We start from the raw sequence: 9,729 nt of genomic DNA, 5'->3' as shown, positions 1-9,729 counted from the left end.
CTCGTACGACGACCGTCAGGGGCCATTCTCGTACGGCTCTGCGGCGGATCAGCCCGCCAGCAGCTTCTTCACCGCCGCGGCGACCCGGCCCCCCTCGGCCTGGCCCGCCACCTTCGGGTTCACGATCTTCATGACGGCACCCATCGCGCGGGGGCCCTCGGCGCCGGCCGCCCGGGCCTCCTCGACCGCCTGCGCGACGATCCGCTCCAGCTCCTCGTCACCGAGCTGCTTGGGCAGGTACGCGGCGAGCACCTCGCCCTCCGCCTTCTCCCGCTCGGCGCTCTCCGCCCGGCCGCCCTGCGCGAAGGCGTCGGCGGCCTCCCGGCGCTTCTTCGCCTCCTTGGTGATCACCTTCAGCACCTCGTCGTCGGAGAGCTCGCGCTTCTCCTTGCCCGCGACCTCCTCCTTGGTGATCGCGGCGAGCGTCAGCCGGAGCGTCGAGGAGCGCAGCTCGTCGCGCTCCTTGATCGCGGCGTTGAGGTCTTCCTGCAGCTTCGACTTGAGCGTGGTGGTCATGACACCGATTGTCGCAGGTGCACAGGGCCCGATGCCCGCTCATTTAAAGGGCGGTGGGACTCGGGAGGGTCTCCGGGTCTGACACGATGGACGTATGCGCGCTCGATACGGAGTACCTCTGGGAATCGCGGCGGCCGGCGCCGCCGGTGTGGTGTACGCGGCGGGGTTCGAGGCCCGCTCCTTCCGGCTGCGACGGGTGACGGTCCCCGTCCTGCCCGCCGGAATGCAGCCGCTGCGCATCCTCCAGGTCTCCGACATCCACATGGTCGGCGGACAGCGCAAGAAGCAGCGCTGGCTGCGCTCGCTGGCCGGTCTGCGCCCCGACTTCGTGATCAACACCGGTGACAACCTCTCCGACCCCGACGGCGTGCCGGAGGTCCTGGACGCGCTGGGCCCGCTGATGGAGTTCCCCGGGGCGTACGTCTTCGGCTCGAACGACTACTACGGCCCCCGGTTCCGCAACCCGGCCCGCTACCTGCTGGAGAAGGCCCAGCGGCGGCACGGCCTGAACGGCAACCCGCCGGTCGTCGGCGCGATCCACAATCCGTGGGAGGACCTGCGGGACGGCTTCGACGCGGCGGGCTGGCTCAACCTGACGAACACGCGCGGCACGCTCAAGGTCGAGGGCGTCTCGGTGGAGCTCACGGGCCTGGACGACCCGCACATCAAGCGCGACCGCTACCTCCAGGTGGCCGGCGGCCCCTCCGGTGCGGCGGACTTCTCGATGGGCGTGGTGCACGCGCCGTACCTGCGCGTGCTGGACTCCTTCGCGGCCGACGCGTACCCGCTGATCCTCGCGGGCCACACGCACGGCGGCCAGCTCTGCATCCCCTTCTACGGCGCCCTGGTCACCAACTGCGACCTGGACACGGAACGGGTGAAGGGCCTGTCGACGCACTCGGCGGAGGGGCGTACGTCGTATCTCCACGTCTCGGCCGGCTGCGGCACGAACCGCTACACGCCGGTACGGTTCGCGTGCCCGCCGGAGGCGTCGCTGCTGACGCTGGTGAGCCGGGACTGACACCGAGGGTGCGGGGTTCGGTGGGGCAGGGGTAACCCGCGCGGCCCACTCGCGTGGCCGCATATGCCCCTTTTGCCTAACTTGAGGGCATGACCGCCCCGATACCCAGGGACATCCCGGACCTGCCCGCACTCTCCGGGATTCCCGCGCTGCCGCACTCCGCTGTCCCCGCCGCCGCGGTGGTGACTCCCGTACGCCGTCCCCTGGCCGCCGTGTACCGCCTCCTGGTCGCGCTGGCGGCAGCGGCGGGCGTCACCATCGACCTGCTCCTCGGCAGCCCCGTCCGGGTCCTGAGCTACTTCACGATCCAGAGCAACATCCTCGTGGCCGTGGTCTTCGCGCTCTCCGCCCGCCGCGCCTGGTCGGCCCGCCGCCCGCTCCCCTCGGCGTGGACCGGCGCGACGCTGCTCTACATCACCATCACCGGGCTGGTGTACCACCTGCTCCTGGCCGGCACCTCCCCCACGTTCGCCATGACGGGCCCCACGACCGCCCTGACCGGCTGGCAGTGGATCACCAACCAGGTCCTGCACACGGCGGTCCCGCTCGCGGCCGTGCTGGACTGGCTGCTGCTGACACCCCGCGGCGGCCTCCACCTCCGCCAGGCCGCGACGTGGCTGCTCTACCCGCTGGCCTACCTGCTGTTCTCCTTCGCGAGGGGCGAGCTGATCCTGCCCGGAACACCGGGCCGCTACCTCTACCCGTTCCTGGACGTCGACCTCCACAGCTACAAGAACGTCCTCGCCAACGCGCTCCTGCTCGGCCTCGCCTTCTACGGCCTCGCGGTCCTCATGGTCGCCCTCGACCACGCCCGCCCCAACCCGGTCCGCCCCCGCCGCAAAACCGGATTTCGTCTCCAGCCACCCGTGGGCTAAAGTAAACGACGTCGCCGCGAGCAGCGGCGACGATCGGGGTGTAGCGCAGCTTGGCAGCGCGCTTCGTTCGGGACGAAGAGGTCGTGGGTTCAAATCCCGCCACCCCGACAGCCGAAACACCAAATGAGGCACCTACCAGTGATGGTGGGTGCCTCAGTTGTTTCTGCGCGTCCATGACCCCGGCGCCGGTCTGGGCCACACCCAGAGATCGTTCTCGGATTCCACAGCCTATGTCTCGTGAAGCCTGGCGATGACGACGCCTGGTGGCTCGAAGCACCGGGATCGTGCTGCTCAGAAAACTCGTGCGAACTCTTTTGCTCCGTCGTGCATCGGAGAGGGGCAGCGGGTGCAGGCCGCCCGTGCACGGATACGTCCCTCGTGGGCGGTGAGTTGTGAGGAGCGCATGTTCATGTTTCTGAGGGCACGGCGGGGCGTTGTCGCGATGGGGGCGGTTGCCGCTCTGGGGCTGCTCACCGCGTGCGGGGGCGGTTCGGGCAGCGACAGCGGCACCGGTGGCGACAGCAAGGGTGGGGGCGGCGACGCCTCCGCCACCGCGTCCCACACGGGCCCGTCCGCCTCCGTCGGCGACCCGTCGGCGCAGGGCACGCAGGGCAGCAAGGGCACGGGGAGCAGCTCCTCCAAGAACGGCGGCGGCAGCACCCGGTGTCGGGCCTCCCAGCTGCGCGGGCACGTGGGGCAGAACGATCCCGGGGCCGGGCAGGAGAATTTTCCGCTGGTCGTGACCAACTTCTCCGGGACCACCTGCACGCTCGACGGATACCCGGGCGCCGCCTTCGTGGACGGTTCGGGCAAGCAGGTGGGGCCGGATCCCAGGCGGGCCGCCGGGAGTCCGGTGAGGATCACGCTGGCACCGGGCCGGAGCGCCTGGGCCGGGCTGAGCTTCGGCAACCCTGAGATCAGCGGGGCGAGGACGGCCACGCCCACCGGCATTCTGATCACGCCGCCGGACGAGAAGGAACCGGTGAAGGTTGACTGGACGGGCGGTGCGGTACCCGTCTCCGACGCCGCGAACCTGACGGTCTTCCGGGCGGGCAACGGCGGCTGACAACCGCCCGCGCGCCGCGTCGTCCGGCTCCGGTCCCTCCCCTCGTGGGGACCGGCGCCGAACGGTGCGGACGGCCTTCGGACTCGAGCGAAGAGATCAGCGGTGGGGCCGACACCGCCTCGTGAGCCGCTTCGGCACCATGGGCTGAAGCTGACCGAGAACTTTCGGCGTCCTGGGCTGTGTCTCCGGGCGCTGAGCTGATGGCCTGCGCGGACGGCGCGGCGGTGGTTCGCCCTTGCGTCGTGATCCTGCCAGCCGGGGCTCTTGCTGAGGAGATTCCGGCTCCGGTCCGGAGACTTAAGCCGCAGGTCAGCCGTATAAAGTGAGTTTTCCGGTCCGGATGGACGCACGCGGGGGAAGTGAGGAGTGGAGGCCGTGGGTTCCGATTCAGGGGCACGTACGGCCTTCGCGGAGCGGCTCGCGCTGCTGTACAAGGAGGCGGGCAACCCTCCCCTCGCGCGCGTGGCCGAGGCGGTCGTACAGCTGCAGCGGGTGGACGAGCGCGGGCGGCCCGTACGGGTATCCGCCCAGCGGATCAGCGACTGGCGGCGGGCCAAGAACGTACCGGCGCACTTCGCCGCCCTCGCCGCCGTGCTGCACGTCCTCATCCCCCAGGCCCGGCGCGCCCGTCCCGCACCGGTCTCCGCCGGCCTCTACGACATGGGCCACTGGCAGCGCCTGTGGGAGCGCGCGGTGGCCGACCCGGCCGGCGACCGGCCCGCGGCGGCCGCGGACCCCGAGGAGGCGGCCGCCGAGGCGACGGCCGTTCCCGGCGTGTGTCCGTACCGGGGCCTGGCCTCGTACCGGCAGGAGGACGCCCGCTGGTTCTTCGGCCGGGACCGGAGCACCGGCGCGCTCGTCGACCAGCTGCTCGCGGCGGAGGGGACGGGCGGCCTGGTCATGCTCGTCGGCGCCTCCGGCGCGGGGAAGTCCTCGCTGCTGCACGCGGGCCTGGCGACCGCGGTGCAGAGCGGCGCGCTGGGGATCGGCAACAAGCCGCGCGGCGTGCTGCAGCTCGTACCGGGAGCGGATCCCGTCGCGGAGCTGATCCGCAGGATTCCCGAGCTCGGTTCCGCCGTCACAGGGAGCACCGGGAGTGCCGAGACCCCGAGGGCCAGGGAAAACGCCGGGGACGACGAGCACCCGGACGAAGGCGGCGTCCGGGACGCCTTCGCGCGGTGGGCCCGCCGTGAGGCGCCGTCCGGGGGCCGTCCGGTGGTCATCGTGGACCAGTTCGAGGAGGCGTTCACCCTCTGTCCGGACGCGGCGAGCCGGCGGCTGTTCGTGCGCGTCCTGCACGCCGCGTGCACGCCCGCGGCCCCCGACGAACCGGCCCCGGTGCTGGTGGTACTCGGCATCCGTGCCGACTTCTACGAGCAGTGCCTGGCCCATCCCGAGCTGGCCGACGCGCTGCAGCACCGCCACATGGTGCTCGGGCCGCTGACCACCGCCGAGCTGCGTGACGCGGTCAACGGTCCGGCCAAGGCCGTCGGGCTGGAGCTCGAACCGGGTCTCGCGGAGCTGATCGTGCGTGAGGTGAGCGCCGACGGGCCGCGCGGCGCGCACGACGCCGGCGTGCTGCCGCTGCTCTCGCACGCGCTCCTCGCCACCTGGCAGCGGCGCAAGGCGGGGCGCCTCACGCTGGCCGGCTACCGCGCCGCGGGCGGCATCCAGGGCGCGGTGGCCGCGACCGCCGAGCGGGCCTGGTCCAGCCTCGACCCGCCCGCCCGTACGGCCGCGCGGCTTCTGCTGCTGCGGCTGGTCCGGCTGAGCGAGGACACCCAGGCCACCCGCCGCAGGGGCACCCGGCGCCAGCTCGCGGACGAGTCGACCAACCCGGACAAGACGGAGGAGTCGCTCGAGGCGCTGGTCCGCGCCCGGCTGGTGACGCTCGACGCGGAGACCGTGGAGATCACCCACGAGGCGCTGCTGCACGCCTGGCCGCGGCTGCGCGACTGGATCGACGAGGACCGCAACGGCAATCTGCTGCGCCAGCGGCTGGAGGAGGACGGCCGGGCCTGGGAGGGCTCCGAGCGCGACTCCTCGCTGCTCTACCGGGGTTCGCGGCTGGAGCAGGCCCACACCTGGGCGAAGTCCGCCAAGGACGGCGGCGACACCTTCCTCACCCGCAGCGCCGTGGAGTTCCTCGCCGCCTCGGTCAGGCTGCGCCGGCGCACGGTGTGGATCAGCCGCGGCGCGGTCTCCGCCCTGGTGGTGCTCGCGCTGCTGGCCGTCGGCGCCGCGGTCGTCGCCTGGCAGCAGCGCAACGACGCCGTCTTCGCGCAGGTGGTCGCCGAGGCCGACCGCGTCCAGTACACCGATCCTTCGCTCTCCGCCCAGCTCGACCTGGTGGCGCACCGGCTGCGGCCGGGCGACCACGACGCCAACAGCCGGCTGGTGTCGATCGTGAACGCCCCGCTGGCCACCCCGCTGACCGGCCACGCGGGCGCCGTCTACCTCACCTCGTTCAGCCCGGACGGGAAGACACTCGCCACCGCCAGCTACGACCGCACGGTCCGGCTGTGGGACGTGCGCGACCGCAGCCGGCCCAAGCCGCTCGGCCGCCCGCTCACCGGCCACACCAGCTGGGTGAGCAGCGCGGTCTTCAGCCCGGACGGCCACACCCTCGCCAGCGCGGGCGACGACGGGACGATCCGGCTGTGGGACGTGCGGGACCCGGCCCATCCCGTCCGGCTCGGTGCGCCGCTGACCGGGCACAAGGGCACCATCTACCTGATCGCGTTCAGCCCGGACGGGCACACGCTGGCGTCCGTCGGCGAGGACCGCACCGCACGCCTGTGGAACGTCTCCGACCCGGCACACGCCGCTCCGGTCGGCCCGCCCCTGAAGGGCCACACCGCCGCCGTGCGCTCGGTCGCGTTCAGCCCCGACGGGCGGACGCTGGCGACGGGTGGCGACGACGACACCGTACGGCTGTGGAACGTGTCCGACCCGGTGCACGCCGCACAGGTCGGCTCGCCCCTGAAGGGCCACACCGACCTGGTCCACTCCGTGGCCTTCAGCCCGGACGGCGACACCCTGGCCAGCGGCAGCGCGGACGACACCGTACGGCTGTGGAACGTGTCCGACCGGGCACACGCCACGCAGATCGGCTCGCCCCTCACCGGCCACACCGGTCCCATCTGGTCCGTGGCCTTCAGCCCCGGCGGGGAGCAGCTGGCCGCGGCGAGCGCGGACAGCACCGCGAGCCTGTGGAACGTCAGCGACCCGGCCTTTCCCTCACAGGTCGGCGAGCCGCTGGCGGGCAGCAGCGGCGAGATGTACGCGCTGGGCTTCAGCCCCGACGGCCGCACCCTCGCGACGGGCAGCGGTGACGGCAAGGTCCGCCTGTGGTCGATCCCGACGTCGGACATGATCGGCCGGACCGGGGAGTTCCGCCCGGACGGAAAGGTGCTCGCGACCGTCGGGCGCGACGGAGCGGTCCGGCTGTGGAACGTGCAGAAGCCCGGCCGGCCGGTGGCGCTGAGCAGGCCGTTCAAACACGCCGACGGCGGCGAGGAGATGGTCTTCTCCCCCGACGGCCGCACGCTCGCGGTGCTCACGGCCAACCGCACGGTGCACCTGTGGAACGTCGCCGACCCGGCGCGGCCGGTCCCCTACGGGCACCCCGTCAAGCTCCAGACCCGGTTCATGGGCCCCGACGCGCTGGCGTTCAGCCCCGACGGGCGCACCCTGGCCACCGCCTACACCGACCACACCTTCCAGCTGTGGAACGTCACCGACCCGGCGCACGTCGTCGCGTACGGCGCCCCGCTCACCGGCCACAAGGGCTACATCAACGCCCTCGACTTCAGCCCGGACGGCCACACCCTCGCCAGCGGCAGCGCCGACGGCACCATCCGGCTGTGGAACGTCGACGACCCGGCGCACACGACACCGGTCGGCAGGCCGCTCAGATGGCACGCGGGACCCGTCAACGCGCTCGCCTACAGCCCCGACGGACACACCCTCGCCAGCGGCGGTGACGACGACACGGTCCGCCTGTGGAACAGCACCGACCCGGCCAGGACGACCCCGCTGGGCTCCCCGCTCACCGGCCACACCGAGGCGGTCGTGTCGCTGACGTACAGCCCGGGCGGGCGCATGCTGGCCAGCGGCGGCAACGACAACACCGTGCGCCTGTGGAGCGTGTCCGACCCCGCCCACGCCGGGCCGATCGGCCAGTCGATGAGCCCCAACGCCAAGACCGGCAACTTCCTCGCGTTCAGCCCGCGCAACCACATGCTCGGCGTCTCCAGCGGCGCCGACACCGTACGGCTGTGGAGCCTGGACCCCGACGACGCCATCCGGCGCATCTGCTCGGCCACGCACGGGGTGCTGACGGCGCAGAAGTGGCACGAGTACCTGCCGCGGCTTCCGTACCAGCCTCCGTGCGGCGAGTAGGGCGTCAACTCCTGTGTCATGGTGGTGAGTTGATCGAAGGGAACTCGTGATTCCGGCCACAACCACGGGCCGGAGACGGGTCGCCGACTCCCGCCGCGCCTGCGGCCTTGTTAGGCTGGGCCTCAGCCCGGTCGCTGGTGCATCCCCCGTCGCCAGCGACCGGGTCTTCGCATGTCCGCCACATGCCCGGAAAGGTGGTGAGCGCCGCCGTGGACCGGCGCATCGCCGTCGTCACCGCCGTGCACGCCCCCTCGGCCGGGTTCCTCGCCGAGGCGTACAAGTCCCTTTGCGCGCAGGAGCTGTTGCCGGGCTGGTCGTGGCACTGGGTGATCCAGGAGGACGGCACGACGGACGAGGTCCGGCCCCATGTCCCCGACGACGCGCGCGTGACCTTCCGGCAGGGGCGGCCGGGCGGCCCCGGTGTCGCCCGCACGATGGCGCTCGCCCGTGCCGAGGGCCCGTACGTGAAGGTCCTCGACGCCGACGACCTGCTGCCGGCCGGCGCGCTGGCCCGTGATCTCGCGGTGCTGGAAGGCGAGCCGGAGACCGGCTGGACGACGTCGCGGGCGCTGGACCTGCTGCCGGACGGCTCGACGGCCGGCTTCCCGGGCGACCCGGACGAGGGCCCGATCGAGCGGGGCGCCCTGCTCGGCTTCTGGAAGGCGAACGGCTTCCGCGCCCAGGTGCATCCGGCCACGCTGTGCGTCCGCCGGGACCTGCTGCTCGCGCTCGGCGGGTGGATGGCCCTGCCGGCGTCCGAGGACACCGGCCTGCTGCTCGCGCTGAACGCCGTGAGCCGCGGCTGGTTCTCCCGCGAGCCGGGCCTGCTCTACCGCAAGTGGGAGGGACAGGTGACCGGCCAGGCGGCGCACGTGGACCCGGCCGAGCGCGAGGCGCGGATGGCCGTGGTGGAGGCGCGCGCGCGAGCGCTCGCAGCCTTCCGCCCGCACCCCCCACTCACGGACTGACGGCCCCGCCCTCTGCACCGGCGGAGCCGGCGGCCGCCGCCGCGAGCCAGCTCGCCACCCGGCGCACCGTCGTCTCGTCGAGCCGTTCCACCAGCGCCTGTACGGCCGTGTGGTCGTCCGGTGCGAGGTCGTAGAGGCCCGCCTTGCTCAGGCCGGCCGTGAGCACCTGCCGCTTGCGGGCGTCCATGCGCTCCGAGAGCCTGCTCGGCTCCTCGGGGCCGGTGGGCGCCTGGGGCACCGGGGCGGCGGGGGCGGCCGACACGTCGAAGCGCCGCCAGCCGCCGCCCTCGGGACCCCACAGGCTCACCGCGAGCGTGCCGCCGCGCGCCCGCACGGTCTGGGCCATCTCGCCGAGCGCGTACTGCACGGGCGCGCGGTGGGGCGACTCGGCGCACACCTGCCAGGTCCCCGAGGACGACCCGTGGAACAGCGCGACCCAGCGGGGGTCCCCGGTCGGCTGCGGACTGGGGGGAGGTGTCGTCGTCGCCACTGCGTTCAGCCCTTCACTCACCCGTTTGGAAGCCGGACAGCAGGGGACGATAACTGACGGTCCGTCAGATATCCAGAAGCGGGATCGAGGGGGTTGGGATGACCGGGCTCGACGACGCGGAGGCGCTCAGGAAGGGCCATGCCGCTCGCGCGCACAGCGCCTACGACCGTGCCGTGGCGACGTGCGGGCACGCCGGGGTGGACCCGGCCGCCGCCGAAGTCGTACCGACGACGCCCGCCGGGCGCGCCGCGGGTGCCCTGCGCCTGTCCGCGCGCTCCCTCGACGCGCTCACCGCGAGCGCCCCCGACCCGGCGGCCGACGCCCGCTGCGCGCGGAACGCCTCCGCCGCCGCGGCGCTCGCCGCGCAGCTGGCCGCCGCGGCCGACGGC

Annotated in this window: 8 protein-coding genes and 1 tRNA gene; 7 read left to right on the top strand and 2 right to left on the bottom strand. The window is 73.1% G+C overall.

Going from position 1 to position 9,729, the window contains the following annotated elements; genetic code table 11:
* Positions 1-48: 48 nt before the first annotated feature.
* The gene (locus ACFU97_RS27115) at positions 49-516 is read right to left on the bottom strand and encodes a GatB/YqeY domain-containing protein (protein WP_384261360.1); all 468 of its coding nucleotides are present in this window, start codon (positions 514-516) and stop codon (positions 49-51) included.
* Positions 517-610: 94 nt separating this feature from the next.
* Between ACFU97_RS27115 and ACFU97_RS27110 the strand changes: the two genes are divergently transcribed.
* From ACFU97_RS27110 to ACFU97_RS27085, 6 genes are all read left to right on the top strand, one after another.
* Positions 611-1,537 (top strand): metallophosphoesterase, encoded by a 927-nt coding sequence (locus tag ACFU97_RS27110; RefSeq protein WP_384261357.1) that lies wholly within the window; start codon positions 611-613, stop codon positions 1,535-1,537.
* Between the two features lie 89 nt (positions 1,538-1,626).
* Entirely contained in the window at positions 1,627-2,412 is a 786-nt protein-coding gene (locus ACFU97_RS27105) for a Pr6Pr family membrane protein (RefSeq protein ID WP_384261355.1), read from the top strand.
* A 34-nt stretch (positions 2,413-2,446) separates the two neighbouring features.
* Positions 2,447-2,520, top strand: a tRNA-Pro gene (locus ACFU97_RS27100).
* Between the two features lie 295 nt (positions 2,521-2,815).
* On the top strand, positions 2,816-3,478 hold the full coding sequence (locus ACFU97_RS27095) for a DUF4232 domain-containing protein (RefSeq protein ID WP_384261352.1): 663 nt from the start codon (positions 2,816-2,818) through the stop codon (positions 3,476-3,478).
* 366 nt (positions 3,479-3,844) lie between these two features.
* Positions 3,845-7,882, top strand: coding sequence for an AAA family ATPase (locus ACFU97_RS27090; RefSeq protein WP_384261350.1), 4,038 nt, complete (start codon positions 3,845-3,847; stop codon positions 7,880-7,882).
* Positions 7,883-8,064: 182 nt separating this feature from the next.
* Positions 8,065-8,850: a glycosyltransferase family 2 protein gene (locus ACFU97_RS27085; protein WP_384261347.1), complete on the top strand. Its 786-nt coding sequence runs from the start codon at positions 8,065-8,067 to the stop codon at positions 8,848-8,850.
* Here ACFU97_RS27085 and ACFU97_RS27080 read toward each other — a convergent pair.
* Complete coding sequence (locus ACFU97_RS27080; protein WP_384261344.1) at positions 8,840-9,340, bottom strand: hypothetical protein; 501 nt, start codon at positions 9,338-9,340, stop codon at positions 8,840-8,842. The two genes, ACFU97_RS27085 and ACFU97_RS27080, sit on opposite strands and share 11 nt — an antisense overlap.
* Positions 9,341-9,438: 98 nt before the next feature.
* Between ACFU97_RS27080 and ACFU97_RS27075 the strand changes: the two genes are divergently transcribed.
* Positions 9,439-9,729 (top strand): hypothetical protein (locus tag ACFU97_RS27075; RefSeq protein ID WP_384261341.1); only part of this gene is annotated, 291 nt, incomplete at its 3' end.

Origin of the sequence: Streptomyces sp. NPDC057616, assembly GCF_042800575.1 — a bacterium.
Taxonomy (GTDB): domain Bacteria; phylum Actinomycetota; class Actinomycetes; order Streptomycetales; family Streptomycetaceae; genus Streptomyces.
Note: the sequence above shows the minus strand (reverse complement) of the source record. Positions and strands in the feature narration are given on the sequence as shown.

What these genes read in the sequence shown, in the direction of transcription:
- ACFU97_RS27115 (WP_384261360.1), bottom strand. Translation starts at nt 516, where the DNA reads ATGACCACCACGCTCAAGTCGAAGCTGCAGGAAGACCTCAACGCCGCG.
- ACFU97_RS27110 (WP_384261357.1), top strand. Translation starts at nt 611, where the DNA reads ATGCGCGCTCGATACGGAGTACCTCTGGGAATCGCGGCGGCCGGCGCC.
- ACFU97_RS27105 (WP_384261355.1), top strand. Translation starts at nt 1,627, where the DNA reads ATGACCGCCCCGATACCCAGGGACATCCCGGACCTGCCCGCACTCTCC.
- ACFU97_RS27095 (WP_384261352.1), top strand. Translation starts at nt 2,816, where the DNA reads ATGTTCATGTTTCTGAGGGCACGGCGGGGCGTTGTCGCGATGGGGGCG.
- ACFU97_RS27085 (WP_384261347.1), top strand. Translation starts at nt 8,065, where the DNA reads ATGCCCGGAAAGGTGGTGAGCGCCGCCGTGGACCGGCGCATCGCCGTC.